The sequence below is a fragment of the Flaviflexus massiliensis genome, from assembly GCF_001375495.1.
Classification (GTDB): domain Bacteria; phylum Actinomycetota; class Actinomycetes; order Actinomycetales; family Actinomycetaceae; genus Flaviflexus; species Flaviflexus massiliensis.
In genome coordinates, this window is sequence record NZ_LN831058.1 from 940,563 (window position 1) to 959,289 (window position 18,727).

General features: G+C 57.8%; 17 protein-coding genes and 2 pseudogenes. 9 read left to right on the plus strand and 10 right to left on the minus strand.

The window, feature by feature from the left end:
* Positions 1 to 57 precede the first annotated feature (57 nt).
* From BN1241_RS08305 to BN1241_RS08315, 3 genes and pseudogenes are all read left to right on the plus strand, one after another.
* On the plus strand, positions 58 to 1,191 hold the full coding sequence (locus BN1241_RS08305) for an MFS transporter (RefSeq protein WP_222704434.1): 1,134 nt from the start codon (positions 58 to 60) through the stop codon (positions 1,189 to 1,191).
* 216 nt (positions 1,192 to 1,407) lie between these two features.
* Positions 1,408 to 1,973: pseudogene (locus BN1241_RS13620) on the plus strand (lysoplasmalogenase family protein).
* A 181-nt stretch (positions 1,974 to 2,154) separates the two neighbouring features.
* Complete coding sequence (locus BN1241_RS08315; protein WP_054953155.1) at positions 2,155 to 2,514, plus strand: hypothetical protein; 360 nt, start codon at positions 2,155 to 2,157, stop codon at positions 2,512 to 2,514.
* A gap of 91 nt (positions 2,515 to 2,605) precedes the next feature.
* Here BN1241_RS08315 and BN1241_RS08320 read toward each other — a convergent pair whose 3' ends face one another.
* From BN1241_RS08320 to BN1241_RS08340, 5 genes and pseudogenes are all read right to left on the minus strand, one after another.
* A complete protein-coding gene (locus tag BN1241_RS08320) occupies positions 2,606 to 3,571 on the minus strand; it encodes an NADP-dependent oxidoreductase (protein WP_222704435.1) in 966 nt (321 codons plus the stop codon).
* Between the two features lie 268 nt (positions 3,572 to 3,839).
* Positions 3,840 to 4,153: pseudogene (locus tag BN1241_RS13485) on the minus strand (VOC family protein).
* A gap of 12 nt (positions 4,154 to 4,165) precedes the next feature.
* Complete coding sequence (locus tag BN1241_RS08330) at positions 4,166 to 4,669, minus strand: phosphoribosyltransferase (protein WP_054953157.1); 504 nt, start codon at positions 4,667 to 4,669, stop codon at positions 4,166 to 4,168.
* Positions 4,670 to 4,761: 92 nt separating this feature from the next.
* Complete coding sequence (locus BN1241_RS08335) at positions 4,762 to 5,904, minus strand: IS1249 family transposase (RefSeq protein WP_261795459.1); 1,143 nt, start codon at positions 5,902 to 5,904, stop codon at positions 4,762 to 4,764.
* Between the two features lie 314 nt (positions 5,905 to 6,218).
* Positions 6,219 to 7,178, minus strand: a complete 960-nt coding sequence (locus BN1241_RS08340) for a diaminopimelate dehydrogenase (RefSeq protein ID WP_054953158.1) — start codon at positions 7,176 to 7,178, stop codon at positions 6,219 to 6,221.
* A gap of 343 nt (positions 7,179 to 7,521) precedes the next feature.
* On the opposite strand from BN1241_RS08340, the gene BN1241_RS08345 reads away from it, so the two are divergent.
* From BN1241_RS08345 to BN1241_RS08360, 4 genes are all read left to right on the plus strand, one after another.
* A complete protein-coding gene (locus BN1241_RS08345) occupies positions 7,522 to 8,574 on the plus strand; it encodes an LLM class flavin-dependent oxidoreductase (RefSeq protein ID WP_054953159.1) in 1,053 nt (350 codons plus the stop codon).
* Positions 8,575 to 8,668: 94 nt separating this feature from the next.
* Positions 8,669 to 9,364: a PepSY domain-containing protein gene (locus BN1241_RS08350; RefSeq protein ID WP_054953160.1), complete on the plus strand. Its 696-nt coding sequence runs from the start codon at positions 8,669 to 8,671 to the stop codon at positions 9,362 to 9,364.
* The gene (locus tag BN1241_RS08355; protein ID WP_054953161.1) at positions 9,364 to 9,678 is read left to right on the plus strand and encodes a GNAT family N-acetyltransferase; all 315 of its coding nucleotides are present in this window, start codon (positions 9,364 to 9,366) and stop codon (positions 9,676 to 9,678) included. The genes BN1241_RS08350 and BN1241_RS08355 overlap by 1 nt, the downstream gene beginning before the upstream one ends.
* Positions 9,679 to 9,935: 257 nt before the next feature.
* The gene (locus BN1241_RS08360) at positions 9,936 to 10,274 is read left to right on the plus strand and encodes a hypothetical protein (RefSeq protein ID WP_054953162.1); all 339 of its coding nucleotides are present in this window, start codon (positions 9,936 to 9,938) and stop codon (positions 10,272 to 10,274) included.
* 60 nt (positions 10,275 to 10,334) lie between these two features.
* Here the strand turns inward: BN1241_RS08360 and BN1241_RS08365 are convergent, their stop codons facing one another.
* Both BN1241_RS08365 and gndA read right to left on the minus strand, forming a co-directional pair.
* Positions 10,335 to 10,955, minus strand: a complete 621-nt coding sequence (locus BN1241_RS08365; RefSeq protein ID WP_054953163.1) for a DNA-3-methyladenine glycosylase I — start codon at positions 10,953 to 10,955, stop codon at positions 10,335 to 10,337.
* A gap of 143 nt (positions 10,956 to 11,098) precedes the next feature.
* Positions 11,099 to 12,547, minus strand: coding sequence for an NADP-dependent phosphogluconate dehydrogenase (gene gndA, locus BN1241_RS08370; RefSeq protein ID WP_054953164.1), 1,449 nt, complete (start codon positions 12,545 to 12,547; stop codon positions 11,099 to 11,101).
* 313 nt (positions 12,548 to 12,860) lie between these two features.
* Here gndA and BN1241_RS08375 point away from each other — a divergent pair, with 313 nt between their 5' ends.
* The gene (locus BN1241_RS08375) at positions 12,861 to 13,535 is read left to right on the plus strand and encodes a hypothetical protein (RefSeq protein WP_147599362.1); all 675 of its coding nucleotides are present in this window, start codon (positions 12,861 to 12,863) and stop codon (positions 13,533 to 13,535) included.
* Between the two features lie 153 nt (positions 13,536 to 13,688).
* Here BN1241_RS08375 and BN1241_RS08380 read toward each other — a convergent pair whose 3' ends face one another.
* The 3 genes from BN1241_RS08380 to BN1241_RS08390 all read right to left on the minus strand — a co-directional run bounded on the left by BN1241_RS08380 (position 13,689) and on the right by BN1241_RS08390 (position 18,302).
* Entirely contained in the window at positions 13,689 to 15,905 is a 2,217-nt protein-coding gene (locus BN1241_RS08380) for an NADP-dependent isocitrate dehydrogenase (RefSeq protein WP_054953166.1), read from the minus strand.
* A 242-nt stretch (positions 15,906 to 16,147) separates the two neighbouring features.
* A complete protein-coding gene (locus BN1241_RS08385) occupies positions 16,148 to 17,203 on the minus strand; it encodes a DUF808 domain-containing protein (RefSeq protein WP_077138334.1) in 1,056 nt (351 codons plus the stop codon).
* Between the two features lie 211 nt (positions 17,204 to 17,414).
* Entirely contained in the window at positions 17,415 to 18,302 is an 888-nt protein-coding gene (locus tag BN1241_RS08390) for a patatin-like phospholipase family protein (RefSeq protein ID WP_054953167.1), read from the minus strand.
* 61 nt (positions 18,303 to 18,363) lie between these two features.
* On the opposite strand from BN1241_RS08390, the gene BN1241_RS08395 reads away from it, so the two are divergent.
* On the plus strand, positions 18,364 to 18,711 hold the full coding sequence (locus BN1241_RS08395) for a DUF488 domain-containing protein (RefSeq protein WP_054953168.1): 348 nt from the start codon (positions 18,364 to 18,366) through the stop codon (positions 18,709 to 18,711).
* Positions 18,712 to 18,727 lie beyond the last annotated feature (16 nt).

Genomic DNA, 18,727 nt, shown 5'->3' on the forward strand with positions numbered 1-18,727 from the left:
GTTCCGTGTGACCCTCCGTCTGGTCGCGGCGATGAGTGGGGGATATGCTGATGAACGGTGAAGAATTCAGTGTTGCGCGAACCCGGCATGCCCTTGCTGGTTGCTATGACCGCGCTAGGTTTCGCAGGATATGCGGCACTCATGCCAATCGCGCCGCTGTGGGCAACCCGCGGTGGGGCTGATGAGGGTGGGTCCGGCATGGTCAATGCCGTTCTCATGCTGGTCACGGTCCTCACCCAGCTTGCTGTCCCCAGTGCGTTGCGCAGATTCGGGTGGGTCCCGGTCCTCACGTTCGGGATGATCATGCTGGGGCTGCCGACCGTGGGCTTCTTCTTTAGCTCAGAGCTCACCTGGATTCTGATCTTTTCTGGGCTTCGCGGACTTGGCTTCGGTGTCATCACCGTAACGGGAAGCGCGCTCACTGCCGAACTGGTTGACCCGATGCGGCGCGGTGAAGCGATCGGCATGTACGGCCTCGCCATTGCCGTACCCCAGGTGCTTCTCATTTCTGCGGGACCCTGGATCGTGGAACAGGCCGGGTTTAATGTTATCTTCGCGATCGGGCTGCTACCGATCCTGGGCGTGATTCCTGCCGTGAAGCTGGGGCGGCGCGTCGATCACGTACCTCGTCCCCTATCGCCACCGCCCTACGGGAAGCTCGTGCGGCCGATGATGCTCCTTCTGGCGGTGACGCTGGCAGGCGGTGTTCTCATCACCTTTATGGCCCAAATGGTGTCCGATGCCGGGCTGGTGACGGTGGTGATGCTCATCATGATGCTGACAACTGCCCTCGTGCGCTGGCGGATTGGTGGCATCGCTGACCGGCTCGGAGCCCGTAAGTTTGTCCTGCCCCTCGTGCTGTTCTCCGTGCTCGGCATGGTCCTCATAGCGTTTGCCGTGCAGGACGAAGTCAGCACAAACGTCCCGGCACTCATTGCCGGCTCAATCCTTGTCGGTGCGGCATACGGCGGCCTCCAAAATCTCACCCTGATCCTGTCCTTCCAGGCAGTCAATAGGGAGCACTACGGTGCGGCCAGCACCGTGTGGAACGTTGGGTTTGATACCGGGACAGGCCTCGGCTCACTCCTGATTGGGTGGATCGCTACGGGTTCTAGCTTTAGTGTGGGTGTGCTGGTAAGTGCAGGACTGTCTGCTCTCACTATCCCACTGGCAATCTCTCGCAAGAAGTAGCGGGAGGCCTCGGTTCCAAGAGTGTGGGTTTCAACGTAAGCTCACAGTGTTAGAACGATGATGTTGAACGGTGGAGCAACTACGGGACAGGCAGAGCGCGGATTGCGGTTAACGCTGCTCGCGATCTCCGCGTTTCTTGTGACCGTCATCATCCACCTGCTCGGTCAACTTTTCGCACCCCACGCGGTCATCACGGAAGCCACGCAAGTGCTGCTCATGGCGTTCCTCGCCCTCGTACTGTGGGTCAGCACCGAGTCCCCTCGGTCCCGCTTCGCCAAGATTGCACTTCTTGCCCTGTTCTTTTCCTGGTTGGGAGACACCCTTCCCAGGTTCCTGGATGGGGATGCTGGATTCTTGGCAATGATCGCGGGATTCCTGCGCGCGCAAATCTGCTACATGACTGCCTTTTGGTCATTTCGGGACAGGTCGATATTGAAACGGCCAGTCCTTATCGTGCCCTACGCAGCCGTGGCGATCGGACTTATTGTTCTGTGCGCGGATGGGGCGGGTAGCCTCCTCCTCCCGGTCATCCTCTATGCCGCAGTCATGCTATGGCGATTCTGGCGACCGGCCTTGGAGCTTACGCGACCGTTGGTGCAATCATCTTTCCAGTTTCGGATGCGCTGATTGCGCTGCGAGCTTTCGCTGACTTCACGCTTCCAGTCCACGGCTTCATCGTCATGCTCACCTATGTCCTGGGCCAGTCCCTCCTGATCTACGCGATCTCCCTGCACGGCAGCGCCGGCCAAATGACACTGCCACGCGAGGATAATGGAGACTGAAAAAGGTCGCAGCCCAGGCCCGTGTGCTACTTGGCTTCCAAGTATGCAGCATCTATTCCCAGTTCATGGTCTGGACCCAATTGGGAGCTGCAGTCTTGGAAGGACGTATTCCTGCTCAGAAGCTAGGGTGGGTTAACCGTCAACCCGTGGACTTGCGGGCTTAAGGAAAGTTAGTCGAGGCATGGAAGTTCAGTTTCCAACCGGATGCGGCAACGCTCCGCGAATCACGAGCGTCAATGACTTTGTGACTGCTTGGGCAGGGAAAGATGTGAAAACCCTGCGTGAATGGCTCGATGACGATGCCATCTGGCAAGTCATTGGGAAGTCGGACACCACTCAACTTAGCGAGGTAGTTCCCGAGGATGACGTCATGTCATTGACGATTGACACAACGATTACGCACGGCAAGTTCGCAGCGAGTGACGGGTGGGTGAAGACAGTTCACGGACGAACTGACTTCAGTTTTGTCATCACCTTCAAGAGCGCCGGCAAGACCTCCCTAATTCGCTTCGTGAAGCTCTTCCTCGTCGAGAATGCGTAAGGAGACCACAACCAGCATGCTCCCAAGCAGGACGAGGAAATCGTCGTGCACGGAAACTCATGATGTCATCCCTTCCGGTGTTGAGGATCTGCTATTGGCTTTCGTTCACCGGCACGACAACGATCTTTCCTGCCGTATGACCGTCCTCGACACGGGCCATGGCGGCGCCTGCCTCCTCCAGAGAGAACTGTTCGCTCACGTGGATACTGATTTGCTCCTGATCAAGCAGGTCCAGAATTTTGGCTAATCCTTCGGGATCGTGGTGGAGGGGAGTTCCGCCAAGATCATCAACGATCTGAGAGTTGACTGTGGATAGAAGTCCGGCTGGGGTTGCGGCCAATGGTGCTAGACCATGGAGTATGTCTCCACCAACTAGATCTATCACCAGGTCGAAGGGGGTCATGACTGACTCGCGAAGCCGATCAAGTAAGTTCTCTCCGCGAGCTACAAAGGTCGCGCCCGTCTCCTCCACCATGTCGCGCTTCGCTTCGGATGCGACGCCGGTGACGTGGTGTCCGAGTGCGTGGGCGATTGAGGAGCCGAAACTACCGACCCCGCCGGAGGCACCCACGATGAGAATGCGTGCTCCCTCGTTGAGTTGCACTGAGGTGAGGGCGTCGTATGCGGCGATGCCAGCAACTGGAACCGTGCCGGCAACCTCGTGCGGAATAGATGGTGGTTTGAGTGCCGCACTTTTGGCATTCATAACGGTGTACTCTGCCCAGGTTCCGCGGCCCCTGGCCGGCTTGCCGACAACATCGTCACCTACCTGAAAGGTCGTGACTCCTTCACCGATCGCGGTGATAGTTCCGGAGGCCTCCAACCCCATCCCCACCGGCATCACACCCTTCCGACCAAACAGCCCTTCACGGCGCTTCCAGTCAGCTGGATTCACCCCTGCTGCGCGAACCTTGACGAGTACCTGCTCGGGACCGGGGGAGGGGATGGGGATGTCGAGAAGCGCTTCCTTGCTAGCATCCCCGTACTGCTCAAATACATAGGCCTTCATCTCTCCACCATGCTCCTTCGCCAGCATGCTGTCCAAACCACTCGGCATTCCACCCATCCTTTACATTGCTTTGGTTCGCGAAGTTTGCAAAGGGAGGAGGTGGCCACCCTGTGGGTGACCACCTCGCAGGTAGTGTTTGGAATAGTTGTTCCTATGAAATGTTGAAGGCAGCCCTTTCGAGCTCCTCAACATCGAGTTTTCTCATTTTCAGCATGGCCTCACCGGCGCGGCGTGCAACCTCTGGATCAGAATGCGACATTAGTTCGATGAGGCGACGAGGGACGACTTGCCAGGACAGTCCATACCTGTCTTTGAGTCAGCCGCATTGGGATTCCTCCCCACCTGCGGTGAGCGCATCCCAGTAGTAGTTCACTTTCTTCTGGTCGGCGCAGTCGATCTGGAACGAGATTGCCTCGTTGAATGTGAAGTGCGGTCCGCCGTTCATGGCGGTATAGCGCGTGCCGTCGAGTTCGAACTCGACGGCAGTACCGAACCTTCCGGCCCGGATGGATTGTCCATGGGGGAGCGTTCGACACGGAGGACAGACGAGTTGGGGAAAATACTGCAGTAGAACTGGGCTGCTTCTTCGGCGCTCTGGTCGTACCAGAGGCAGGGTATTGTGCTCGGCATAGCGAGCCCCTCTCAGTTATGTGGTGTGACTGGGGGTTCAGCCGACCACGGGAACACGATCCACTCTTCGGTGTCGCGCCACACGTAGTCCGGATTCACGACGGAACGGGACTTCGCGTAAATAACCGCGGAACGCACCTCGGCATTGTGTTCTTTGAGAATGTCGATGACAAGTGCGAGAGTACGGCCGGAGTCGGCGACGTCATCAACGACGAGAAGCTTCTTTCCGGCAATGTTGTCAGTGTCCAGGAGCGGCGCAAGCAGGACAGGGTCGGGCAACGTTTCTTCAACGTCGGTATAGAACTCGACGTTCATGGCATCCGAGAGCTTGACGCCAAGGGAATAGGAGAGCGCGCCGGCCGGCAGGAGCCCGCCGCGTGCGACCGCGATGATGACATCGGGTGTGAAACCGGAATCGGCAATCTGTTGAGCCAGCTCCCGCGAAGCTGCACCAAAACCTTCCCAGGTCAGGATTTCTTTATTTGTTAGATCCGATGAATCAGCGTGGTAGGCCATCCCTCTCCTTCTTTCGTGTAAAAATCCTACCCCGCCAGGGACCTGGCGGGGCTTATAGGACAAAATGTGTTGGTCGGGTCGTGTTTTAGAAGCTAGGTCCAGGAGTTCGGGTGGGGGCTGGTGTGGTGGAGCTCGTTCCAGACTGCGATGGTGCCCATGACGGGCAGGCCGATGTCACGCTCATGGCTCTCACGGCGAGCCGCTGCCTGATAGAGCTCACTGATCTGGGACTCGGTGGGCATGGTCTGCAAGATCATGGCCGGACTCAACGGCGTCTCGGTATGCATGTAGCACCACCACATAATCGCTTTGATACGCCGCTCGAAACTCATTCCCCGATGATCACGCAGCAAGGCACGCAGCTGGGTGTTGACTCCGCCCTCGATCCGGTTGTTGGTTGCCGGCAGCGGCACTGCCAGGTAGGCCGAAGCAGGATAATTCTTGGGGTCAACAAAAGTGAACAAAGTCGAGGAACGGATTAAGGTATCCAAGCTCGATCGTGCGGTGATCAGTCGCTGATGAGTGAACACTGTCCTGCCAGTAGCCAGGGTCGTTTTCTCAGCCAGGAACTCTTCCCACCGGTTGCGCCACTGCCCGTACGCCACCAGCCACGCGGCTGCCTCAACATTCGTTGATACTTTCATCAGAGCCTTGGCCAGCCCGTAGATCTCTACTCCTGCCTGGGTTCGCGGGCGCGTGGTGGTCTGCCGACGGACCTGGCTGAAGGCGTGGAACAGGCAGCGTTGGACCTTGGTGTGTGGCCATAGCTTCCGTCTGGCTGCAGCAAATCCCTGCCCGCCGTCGGTGACCACCGCGTCGGGGGCGGCGATCTTCGACAGAAGGGCTTCCCATGAGGTGGTGCGCTCGGTACGGGCCAGGTGCCAGCCGAGCACGTGGGTGTTGCTGGTGGCGATCAAGATGACGGCAAGCCTGCCGAGGTGGATCCCGTCAACGTAGACGACCCGGTGGACCTCGTCCACGATCGGGGGTAAAGGCCACAGTGCCCAGAAGCGTTGGGTGCGGCGCCGGTAGGTGCGCCCGGCCCCGGGCAGGTCTCGTTGGCGCTTGCGGGAGAACAAGAAGCTCAGGAACAGGGCGAGGTCTTTCGCGTCCGTATTGATCTGTGCGACCTGGGTTGTCCCGCACGAGGGGCATCGGTAGCGCTGGCGTCCCGTGCCGGTCTTTCCGTACCGGGTCATGGGCCGCTGACAAGGACTACAAGAAGGCGTATTCACGCCTTTAATCAGGCAACTCCAAACCTGCTTTTATGGTGATAACACGCCCATAAGTCGAGGTGAAACCAACACCGAATGTCCTATAACCTGGCTCCAGGAACCCAACTCTGACCCCGACCTTTTAGCTCTATGCCGGGGGAAAGTCGCAGTGAAACCAACACGTAGTGTCCACCTGTGAAGTTGAAACCATCGAACTTCAATCCCGACAAAACGTTGACAGCAAGCCGAAAAACCCGACCCAAACCAACACCAAATGTCCTATAAGCCCCTGGCGGGGTAGGTGAGGGAGATTGTGCTTGAAAGCTTTCGGTCTTCTAGACGTCGCGGGCGAGCAGTTCCTCAAGAGACTGGGGAGCGAGCAGGTAGGGCGGGACTTCGAGAACCGAGAACGCACCCGACTGGCCGGCTTCTTTCAAACGGTAGGCTGCGCGACCGTAGGCAACCTGGACGGCGGCGGTGAATGCGGGGTTGGAGTTGAGATCAAGGCTGAACTCGACCGTGTTGTGGGTGCCGCCGAGGTCGCCGGAGGTGATGACGTGTCCGCCGTGAGGCAGGCCCTGGTGGTCGCGGACAAACTCTTCTTCGCTAATGAAGTGAACCTCGACTTCGTAGCCAACAAAGTAGTCCGGCATCGTCCGAATCTCATTCTCGATGCGCTCGTGGTCAGCAGGATCCGCAACAATCCAGCACTGACGCAGGTGGGCGTTGTGGCCGGTGATGTCCTGCCCATTGCCGGAACGTGCCGATTCTATCGCGTCCTCACGCGGGATCGTGTACTGAACTGCCTTCTGCACTCCGTCAATGCGACGCAGGGCGTCCGAATGGCCCTGAGAAACACCCTTACCCCAAAACGTATTCTGCTGGGACTGTGGGAATAGGGAGGATGCGAGGGTGCGGTTGAGCGAGAACAGTCCCGGATCCCAGCCGGTTGAAATGATCGCCACATTGTCGTTGGCGTAGGCCACCTCATCCATCGCCTCATAGTGCTCCGGGATGCGCTTGTGGTTATCGTACGTGTCGACGGTGGTGAACTTGGCGGCGTACTTTGTTGCCTGCTCGGGAATGTCGGTGGCGGAACCGATGCACAGGTACAGGACATCGATGTCGTCCACGTAGGAGTCAATGTCCGCTACCGGGAACACCTTCGTGCCTGTATCAAGTTCGGTACGGCGGGAAAAAATCCCGACGAGCTCGATGTCGTCCTGACGCTTGATGTTGTCTTCGACGCTCCGTCCCAGATTTCCATAACCTACGATTGCGGCTCTAATTGTCATGCTGGAATCCTCTCTCGAACTATTGCCCTAACAGTAAAATGCATGGGGAACTCTCCCTGCAATTGACGTGCTGATTCCACATTCTGACATCAGCGACACGCACATCTCTTCACCATCATTCCCGAAAGCCAACTTGCGCTTTAGCGTCTGTCTAGCTCTTCGTGGCACTCCACCCGGATTAGCCGCTCTTTACCCTAAACCCGTGGCTGTTTGCCGTGAGTTTGCAGCTGATCCCAACCAGGTTCCCCTCTAGTGCAGCATCGTAATCTCAATTAATCACGTCGGGAATATAGTTGCGATTTCAATTGTTTACGTGGGTGAGTATCTGACAAAGAAGGACAATATGGCTTACACATCTGTTCCCCAGAAGGTTGAGTTCGGTTTGAACTCGTTTGGTGACGTCACTCCCGGCCCCGACGGGCAGCCCAAGCACCCTGCCGACGTGATTCGGGAGGTCGTGGAAGAGGCAGTTCTCGCGGACTCCGTCGGGATCGAAGCGATCGGCCTTGGAGAGCATCACCGTGACGATTACGCGATCTCGTCACCGGACATGGTCTTGGCAGCAATCGCCTCTCGGACAAAGAACATCAAGTTGGGATCCGCGGTAACGGTTCTGTCTTCCGATGATCCGTTGCGCGTATTCGAGCGCTTTGCCACTCTCGATGCTGTGAGCAATGGGCGGGCCGAGATTATTCTGGGTCGAGGTTCCTTCACCGAGTCTTTCCCGCTGTTTGGCTACAAGCTTGAGGATTACAACGTCCTGTTCGAAGAGAAGTTCGAGATCTTTGCCGAGGCGCTCAAGGAACGTCCGATCCGCTGGTCCGGAACGCACCGCGCTCCGATCGAAGGCGCCATGCTCATGCCCCGCACCAAGAATGGTCTCTCAGCCTGGGTCGGGGTGGGTGGCTCGCCCGAATCCGTGCTCCGGTCCGTGCGCCGACAGGTGCCGATGATGCTTGCCATTATCGGTGGAGCTCCCGCCCGGTTCCGTCCGTACGTTGATCTGTACCACCGTGCGCAGGAGGAAATGGGAGTTGATCGAATGCCGCTCGGTATGCACTCACCGGGACACGTCGCCGACACCGACGAGCAGGCCCGCGAGGAACTGTGGGAGCCATTCCGTCAAAACCGCATTCGCATCGGGCGGGAGCGGGGATGGCCGGACCCGACCTATGAGGAGTACGTGTCTGAAATTGAGGAGGGGGTTCTTTTCGTGGGCTCACCCGAAACTGTGGCGCAGAAGGTCTATGACAACGTGCGAGCCCTCGAAGTGGATCGCTTTGACCTTAAGTATGCGAACGGGATGATGGCGCACGAACTCATGATGAATTCGATTGAGCTGTACGGCACGAAGGTGCTTCCCCGCGTTCGTGAGATGCTTGCCAGGAGTTTTTAACCTCCGTCTCATCTCCACCTGCGAGGATGGATCCCAGGGTAGATGGTTACAGCTGTGACAGAATCAAGACACTGTCACATGGAAGGGAAGAATCATGAAAATCAAATCAATCGGACTTGCAGCCGCTCTCGCGCTCACACTCGCAGCGTGCTCTGACAGCTCGGACACTGAGGAGACCACCACGGAATCTGGCCCGGTCGCTGTTGAGACCACGGATGATTCTGATTCCGCAGACGATAATGGCGGAACCGAGGATGCAACCGACTCCACTGACGGTGCAACGGAGCCGGAGGGCACCGAAACCTCGGACGATGCTGGCTCCGACAGCGCGGAGGCACCGGGTCGTGACATCGACCTGGCTTCCTACGACTTCGCTTTCACGCTCGAAGAAGCCATTGAGGCGAGCAACGCTCACACGGGCGGTGGCACCATTCACCAGGTCGGCATGGACTGGGATGAGGATACTGACGCCTGGGTGTGGGAAGTTGACACGATCAGCGATGGTCGTAGCTGGGAGCTTGAAATCAACGCAACCACCGGTGACATTAGCGAACAGGATGAAGACGACGAAGACGATGATGAGCCGGCAGTGGATCCGTTTGGCTCCGTTGACTACCACGCTGCCATGAGCATCGCCATCGGCGAGGTTCCCGGAACCGTTTCGCAGTGGGATCTTGACTGGAATGATGATCGTGAGATCTACTCGATTGAGGTACGCGCCGACGGTGGTGGAGAAACTGAAATTGAAATCGACGCCTCGAACGGCGACATTGTAGAGATTGATGACTGATGATTAAAGTACGTAATAACCCAGCCGAATCCCGATACGAAGTGCTGGTCGATGGTGGAGTTGTTGGCTTTGCCGACTACCGGGTTGATGGCAATGTGCTGACGGCACCCCACACCGAGGTGGACCCCGAGCACGGCGGGAAGGGCCTGGCCGGCAAGCTAATCACCCAGCTGCTCGACGATGCGAAAGAAGCTGGACAGCAGGTTCTTCCGGTGTGTCCCTTCGTTTCCGTCTACATCAAGAAGAATCCGCAATACCGAGAACTTGTTCCCGAGCAGAGCTGGGCCCGTTTCCAGCTAACTGACGAAAACTAGGCTACTCACAGCAGATACGAGCAGGGTGGTCCGCAACGTCTTTGTTACGGACCACCCTGCTTTTGTCTTGTTTGCAAGACATGGGGGAGTGCTCACCGCGAGGGTGCAAGCCGGGGTGCCCGGATTCTTTATTTCCCACTATTTCAACGGAAAAGGCCTGCTTAGTGACTGTTAGATGATCACTTTTCTAGGTCTGGGAGTTTGCGTGGGGAGTTCTGATTCTGCCCTGAGTGTCTGACTGGGCTTAGCCTCGAGGCATGAAGAAAGAAACGACTCACGCAGCTACCTCGTTCTATGTTGACTGCACCTTCGCTGTGACAGCGGGTATTGCCGGCGCCATCCTCGCACCCGGTAGCGTTGTTGCATCGTTCTTTGGTGCGGTGCTCGCCTTCTACGGAGCGGTGCTCATTGTCGGTTTCCTGCACCGCTTCGGGGTTAGCCCCGGCCAGCTCATCTTCGGCCCGAAGAACCCCGCTCAAAGTAAGTCGGTTCTCTCCCACGTCGTCATGTTCGGAAGCGGGGTCACGATGACTCTGCTCTTCGCAGTTGGCTGCGCACTGATCAGCCTTGTCCGCCCCATGCGCACCGCTTCTTAGAAACAATTTGTCACAAGCTAGTTCAAGCCCAGTTCGTCGCGCTCAGTTTCGGTGTTCACCTCAGAAACCCGGAGCGAGGATCTCCTTAACGGCTTCCGTTACCGCATCCCGTCGCCACGTCCCTTCCGGATGATCGTTGACGATTCCCACGGCTTGCATGAGCGCATACATGGTGACGGGACCGACGTGAAGAAAGCCCCGCGACTTCAAATCCTTAGCAAGGGCCACAGACTCGGGAATGTGGGCGGGAATGTCGGTCTCACGATAGGCCGGATGATGGGAAGACCTATACGACCAGGCGAGCGCCGGAAGTCCGGGCTCGATCTGGCCCCGGCCCGACAGACTGGGATCATCGCGTAGCTCAATCGTTGCTTGAGCATTGTTGATGGTGGAGATGATCTTGCGGCGATTACGAATAATCCGGTCATCACCCAGCAGCCGATCAATATCCTTACCGTCGAAGGCCGCGACCCTCTTAGCATCGAAACCTGCGAAAGCCTCTCGGAATCCATCGCGCCTGCGCAGAATTGTTGTCCACGACAAGCCGGACTGAAAAACCTCCAGGGAGAGTCGTTCGAACAGGCCGGTCTCGGTGGTGATGGGCATACCCCATTCAGTGTCGTAATAGTCGCGTTCGAGGTCGCTTCGCTCAGCCCATCCGGGGCGTACCAAATCAGTCATGCCACCACTCTAGGCTTGATGCGGGAGGGGGCCCTGCCTCATCCTCATGTGGACTCAGGCAGGACCCCCGGCAGTTAATTGACGGATCCGGATGCAGGAAAGCTTCTGGTGGGAAGCTCCTCAGCGGACTGTTCAGTTTTGGTTTAGCTCCAGCGCGTCTCGGAACGATCGCCCGACCATTCGGTGTGGAACGTCCCCTCCATGTCAATCCTCTTGTAGGTGTGAGAACCGAAGAAGTCGCGCTGACCCTGGATGAGGGCGGCGGGCAGGCGGTCCGCACGCACGCCATCAAAGTAGGACAGGGACGAGGAGAAGGCGGGGATTGGGATGCCGGAGGCAACGCCGAGACCCACGATCTCGCGCCATGCCGGCACGCAGGCGTTGATCTTGGACGCAAACTTTTCGTCCGCCATCAGCAACGGCAGATCCGGGTTGTTCTCGTATGCCTCCGTGATGTCGCCGAGGAAGACCGCGCGAATAATGCAGCCAGCACGCCAGATCTTTGCCAGGTCACCCTTCTTAATGTCCCAGCCGTATTCGTCATTGCCGGCCTGGATCAGGTCGAAGCCCTGCGAGTAGGCAACGATCTTGGAAGCGTAGAGAGCCTGACGCACCTGCTCGATGAATCCCTCGCGGTCCACAACCTTGATCGGCTGCTCGTGACCCTCGAGGGGGCCTGAAGCGCCGCGCTGGACGGGGGAGGAGGACAGGCCACGAGCGAAGGTTGCTTCACCAATGCCAGTGACGGGAACACCGAGCTCGAGGGCAGTCTGGACAGTCCAGGCACCCGTGCCCTTCTGGCTGGCAGCATCAACGACGATGTCCACGAGGGCCTTGCCCGTGACCGCATCGACCTGACGGAGCACCTCGGCCGTGATTTCGATGAGGTACGAGTTCAGTTCCGTATCCATCCAGGACTCGAAAATGTCAGCAATCTGGGCGGGAGAATCACCGAGGCCGCGGCGGAGAAGATCGTAGGCTTCGGCAATGAGCTGCATGTCCGCGTACTCGATACCGTTGTGCACCATCTTGACGAAGTGACCGGCACCGTCGTTGGAAATGTAGGTGCAGCAGGGCTCGCCGTCGACGTGTGCGGAGATCTCCTCGAGCATCGGGCCAAGCCTCTTGTACGACTCGGGGGTGCCACCGGGCATGATCGATGGACCTTCGAGAGCACCCTCTTCACCACCGGACACACCGGCACCAACGAAGTGAAGTCCGCGTGCCTGGATGTCGCGCTCGCGGCGGATTGTGTCCTTGAAGTAGGCGTTGCCGCAGTCGACAATGATGTCGCCTTCTTCCATGTACTCGGCAAGCTGCTCGATGACAGCATCGGTGCCAGCACCGGCCTGAACGAGGATCATGGCGACGCGGGGGCGCGACAGGGATGCTACAAAGTCAGCAATGTCTTCGGAGGGAATGAAGGTCCCTTCATCCCCGTGCTCGTCGACAAGCTTCTCGGTACGAGAGTAGCTCCGGTTGTAGACGGCTACTTTGTAGCCCTTGCGGGCAAGGTTGCGAGCAATATTTGCTCCCATGACCGCGAGTCCAACAACACCAATATCAGCAGTTCCTGTGCGAGCATCGCTCATAACAAATCTCCTTCTATCCCGGGGCGGGCCCAAGATCTCGGGGCGCTCCCAAGTCGCTTACGATCATCCCACCAATGAGAGCCCGGATCGAAACCGAACCGCATACTGAACGCCCAGCGACCAACCATGCATTCAACCTTGGGGAGGGCCGAGCTCATTTGAAAAGCTAGAGAAATGAGGGATTTCTAGCGCTCGTCATGCACTCATTCATGGCTTATTCTCAAGCCGGAAGTCCGGATTTCCCTGTCCACAACGATTGATGATTCTTTGTGAACTCCCACCAAGACTGCCCCTCATCCGTAGGATGGTTGTCATGAAGGTTGTGTCCGTGCACACTCCCGGATCGACGTTGCTGACGCTCGAGGTCCGGGACGACCTGTCGATGATTGAACGCCGCACGGCCACCATGTCCTCCGGCCTCAGCCTTGCCGTTGCCTCCGCGGGATCAGAAATCTGTCTCTCCTCAGCTGGAGATATTCACGACCCTGCCACAATCGTTATTGATCCACCGCCCGAAGGAATTGACATCGGCACGATCCTCGCGATGGGGACGGGCCGGTTCGAGGTAACAGACAATGAAAACGGTCGCCTGTGGGTGCGCCCCACCACGTCGGGAGTGGTACAGCCCGGGGACGTCGTTCGCCCCATACCAGCGAAGCTCCTCAAGGGCGTGGGGATGTTTCCGCGCGTGCCGGATGGTTTACCCGATGCCTGGGTGGGTGACGGCGGTCGGTTCACCCCGGGTTACGAGAGCAGGGCTGAAGAACTCTGGAAAGCCATTAGCAAGCTTGGTTTCCACCCCACATTTGACTGGGCGGGAAGCGAAGATGGTGAAGCGATTGTGGCACGGGACAGCGAGGGTCACGCCCAGCTCATCATCGACCTGGAAGAACCGCAACAGCAGCGGATCATCGACAGCAAACTTGCCGAAGGCATCCTGACCGAATGGATTCGAGAGGAAATCTCATCCCTCCCCAAGGGGCTCTAGAAAGAGACACTCTGCCGGTCATGGGAACAAGAGGATTAAAGGGGTAAAGGGTTAAAGGAAGAGTTAAGGTAAGCAGGCGTAGATGTGATGGAGCGGGCTCATGGAAACCACGAGCCCGCCCAGTTATCTACGATCTAGTCGTCCGATCGAGTTCTACGCCTTGCGGAGAGGATCGATGATGGAGTTGAGGGTAGCGGAGGGACGCATGACCGATGTTGCCTTGGAAGCGTCTGGGCGGTAGTAACCACCCAGGTCGGCCTCCGTGCCTTGCACGGACAGGAGTTCTTCTGCGATCTTGTCAGCATTCGCTTCGAGAGCCTGCGCAACCGGAGCGAAGATCTGCGCCAACTCCTCGTCATCCTTTTGATCAGCAAGTGCACGTGCCCAGTAGGTTGCGAGGTAGAAGTGGCTGCCGCGATTATCGATTTCGTTGACCTTGCGCGAGGGGGATTGTCCCTCGTCAAGGAGCTTCTCCGTTGCGGCATCCAGGCCGTCAGCGATGATCCCGGGACGTTCCGTGCCATCGACTCGTCCCTGGTGACGCAGTGACTCCGCAAGTGCGAGGAACTCGCCAAGCGAATCCCACCGCAGGTGGTTTTCTTCCTGGAGCTGCTGGACGTGCTTCGGCGCCGAACCACCTGCACCGGTCTCGAATAGGCCGCCGCCGTTCATGAGCGGTACAACGGACAGCATCTTCGCAGACGTGCCCAGCTCAAGGATCGGGAACAGGTCGGTCAGGTAGTCGCGCAGGACGTTACCGGTAACCGAGATCGTGTCCTCACCGCGACGAAGACGTGCAGCCGTTTCCGTGGTTGCTTCGATTGGGGACATGATCTTCAGATCAAGGCCATCGGTGTCCTCGTCCTGGAGGTAGGTGCGAACCTTCTCGGTGAGCGCACGATCATGCGAACGTTCCGGATCGAGCCAGAAGATTGCGGTCATGCCAGACAGACGTGCGCGACGTACAGCGAGGGAAACCCAGTCGCGGATCGGAGCGTCCTTTGTCTGGCAGGCACGGAAGATATCGCCTGCGGCAACCGTGTGGCTCATGAGAACGTCGCCCGCAGAGTTCCGAACCTCGACGGTTCCTGCCGAGGCGATCTCAAATGTCTTGTCGTGCGAACCGTACTCCTCGGCCTTTTGCGCCATAAGACCGACGTTCGGCACGGTGCCCATCGTTGTTGGATCGAAAGCCCCGTTAGTCTTGCAGTCGCCGATAATGGTCGCGTAGACACCGGCATACGACGAATCGGGAATTACGGCCAGCGTGTCAGCCGGCTCGCCATCCGGGCCCCACATGTGACCCGAGGTGCGGATCATGGCGGGCATGGAAGCATCAATGATGACGTCGGAGGGTACGTGCAGGTTGGTGATACCGCGATCGGAGTTCACCATCGCAAGGGCGGGGCCGGAGCTCAGTTCGTCCTCGAACGACTTCTTGATCTCCGCACCATTCTCCAGCTGATCAAGACCGCCAAGAATAACACCGAGACCGTTGTCTGCCGTGAGCCCAGCCTCGGTCAGGTCCTTCCCATACTTGGAGAACGTTGACGGGAAGAAGGCACGAAGCACGTGACCGAAGATGATCGGGTCCGATACCTTCATCATCGTTGCCTTGAGGTGCACCGAGAAAAGCACACCCCGTTCCTTAGCAAGGTTGACCTGCTCGACGAGGAAACGGTCGAGAGCGGCTGCGGACATGATCGTCGAGTCAACGACCTCGCCCTCGAGAACCTTGAGCGAATCCTTCAGGACCGTCTCACCTTCGTCACCAACGTGCACGATCGAGAGGGTGTCGTCCTTTGGCATGACAACGGTCTGCTCGTTGGAACGGAAGTCGTCTGCCGACATCGTGGCAACCGCGGTCTTCGAGTCCTTCGACCACGCGCCCATGGAATGGGGGTGCTTGCGGGTGTAGTTCTTGATGACCTGGGGTGCCCGACGGTCAGAGTTACCTTCGCGCAGGACAGGATTCACGGCCGAGCCCTTGACCGAATCGTACTTGGCACGAATGTCGCGCTCCTCATCGGTTTCCGGGTTGTCCGGATAGTCCGGGACAGCGATTCCCTGGGCCTGAAGCTCGGCAATAGCCGCCTTCAGCTGCGGCATCGAAGCCGAAATGTTGGGGAGCTTAATGATGTTTGCTTCGGGAGTCTTGGCGAGCTCACCGAGCTCAGCCAAGGCATCGCTGGCGCGCTGCTCCTTGGGCAGGTAGTCGGACAGGGCCGCAACAATGCGTCCCGCCAAAGAAATATCCCGAGTCTCCACAGCAATGTTTGCCTGAGCGGCAAATGCTTGCAGGATGGGAAGGAATGATTCCGTGGCAAGCATGGGAGCTTCATCGGTATAGGTGTAGATCATGGGCGACATGCGCAGGGCCCTCCTTGTTGAAACAGGTTCCTCTCCACAATAGCTAAAGTCCGCCCCAACGCGAGAAATGAAAAGGCGGACAGGAACGTTACGAGACGATCAGCAAGATGGCGAGATGACAAGAGCTACCCAACGGTCCAGCAACGAGGCTTCCACTAGCGGATGGTCCGTCATTTACCTCTTTCTCCATGCGAAGCAAGCCGAGTCAGGCATTGAACTCAGTGCGACTGCTCGTTCCGTGGTTACTCATCGGACGGTGACTCCTGTCCCGTTTGGGAGGTGTCACCGGCAGTCGTTGCTGTGTCGTTTGCAGGAGATTCAGAGCTCGCACTGACGGTTGCATGGTCTGCGGACTTGGAATCGTGGCCCTTGCCCATGAGCTTCATGACCAGGTGCACGATCGCGACCACGATGAGTCCCCAGATCAGGCCAATGATGAGGGAGATAAATGTGTCGATAAGCCAGGCAAGCAACCCGCCAACTACCGCGATGTCTTCCACGTGCCCTGCCAGCATGTGAATGAAGTTGTAGATCGGATCGAAGCCAAATTCGTGGACGCCATTGAGGACGATGTGTCCACCAACCCAGAGCATGGCGAAGGTGCCGATGATGGAGATGGCGTCCATAACCACCGGCATGGCCTTGACCAGGCCCGCGCCAACCTTCTTAGAGGTATCCGACTCCTTCTTGGTCATGGCGAGACCGATGTCGTCCATCTTCACCAACAGCCCGACCACGCCGTACACGAGAACGGTGATGACGAGCGCAACGAGAATGAGGATTGCGGTGCGGACCCAAAAGCCCGAGTCTACGACCTGGTCGAGGGAAATCACCATGATTTCTGCGGACAGAACAAAGTCCGTCGTGACCGCGCTCTTGACGATGCTGTCCTCAGCATTCGCTCCCTGCGCGACCGCGGGCTCAGCCTTTTCCGCATGATTGCCACGGAACTTCTCGTATACCTTTTCCGCACCCTCGAAGCATAGGTAGGTGCCGCCGAGCATGAGAACGGGGGTGAGAACCCAGGGGAGGAACTCTGAGAGGATGAGGATCACGGGGAGAATGAACAACAGCTTGTTGCGGATCGATCCGATCGCGATCTTCTTGACGATCGGGAGTTCCCGGTTCGGCGTCACTCCTTCCAAGTACTGGGGTGTCACCGCCGTGTCATCAATAACGACGCCGGCAGCTTTCGCTCCCGCCTTCATTGCCCCGGCGGCAACATCATCCAAGGAGGCCGCTGCCATACGCGCCAGTGCGGCAACATCATCCAGTAGCGCAACAAGTCCGCCAGCCATAGTCCAGTCCTCCCGTGGGGCTCGATGATCGAAAAGCGATCGAACCTAAGAGTAACGGTGCGGACCGCCTCCCACCAGGTGTGAAACACTATCCGCGCGTGAATCTGATTGGGGCGGCTCGCATGCTTGCGAGACATTTGTTTTGAAATGGGGGTTCCCCGGAGGTTCATCTCCGGGGAACTGGTCGGTCGCTGCGGGCTGAATGGGGCTGTTAGGAGAGTCCGACGAACTCTTTCCAAGCGGGCACTTCCCTGATGGCCTGATCCATGCCGAGGACGTAGTGGCGGCGCAATTTTGAAATATTGCGTTCCGTTGAATTGATGGTGATGGACTCTGGGAAGAAGAGCATGGCTCGGCCTTCCTTCTCCATCTCCAACAGTCGTTCCTTTGTCGCGTTGTAGCGGGCGGCTCGAGTGTTGAGGGCGTCAGCTACAGCGGGGTACTTGCGGAAATGCCGTTCGATCAGACGTGGATTACGAACCGGCGACTTCCAATAGGAGCGAGGGCGGGTCATGATGACCAGGAACTTCTCAAAGCCTTCCTGCTCCGCAGCGTCGAGTGCGACACCTCCGGAGGAGCCGATGGCCCCATCGACCCAGGTTTGACCGTCGATCGTCACCTCCGGCATGAGTCCAGGCATCGTGCTCGAAGCCTGCACCATGAGCTTCATCCGCTCTGTTGTGTTCATATCATCGCGTCCCCAGTACACGGTTTCACCGGTTTCTGCATTGAAGCCACCGACCCGCAGGCGGGCCGGGTTCTCATAGAAAGTCTGCGATTTGAATGGGAGCGCCTGGTGCGGCTCTGACGTGTGCTGGTAAATGTATTCCGCATTGAACAGCCCGTCGCCACGCAGGAAAGTTTGGATTCCACCAAAGTTCGGATCTCCGGCGAAGTCGGTGAAGGACATGCGGGCACGATACGGGTCACGTGACACGTAGTTCACGGTGTTGGAGGAGCCGGCAGAAATACCCGCAACCCAGTCAAAATAGATTTCGTTCTTGAGGAGGACATTGACGGTTGGTGCGGTGTACGCCGCCCTCATCCCGCCACCTTCAAAAATCAGTGCCGTATCGAACACATTGCTGAACAGAGTCATCGTGCTCCTTTCGGGTCAAGACTACCTGTTCGGGGCCAGTGCAACGGACTAGGGTTGTGATATGGAAATCATTTACCGAAGAATATATGGAGACGAACGACAAGGATCCGAATATCGGGTTCTGGTTGACCGTCTGTGGCCACGGGGAGTCTCGAAAGAAGACGCGGACATTGACCTGTGGGCGAAAGACCTCACGCCCTCATCAGGCTTGCGATCGTGGTTGCACGAGAACAAAGACGACCGCTATGACGAATTCGCCCGCCGCTATCGCGATGAACTCAAAGAAACCGACTTTGACCTTTCTGAACTCAGAAAGCACTCCTCGATCGTCCTTCTCACTGCCGTGAAGGACATTGAAACCAGCCATATTCCAACCCTCACGAAATACTTGAAGAAAGCCCTCACCTAGGGCGATATTGGGTTGG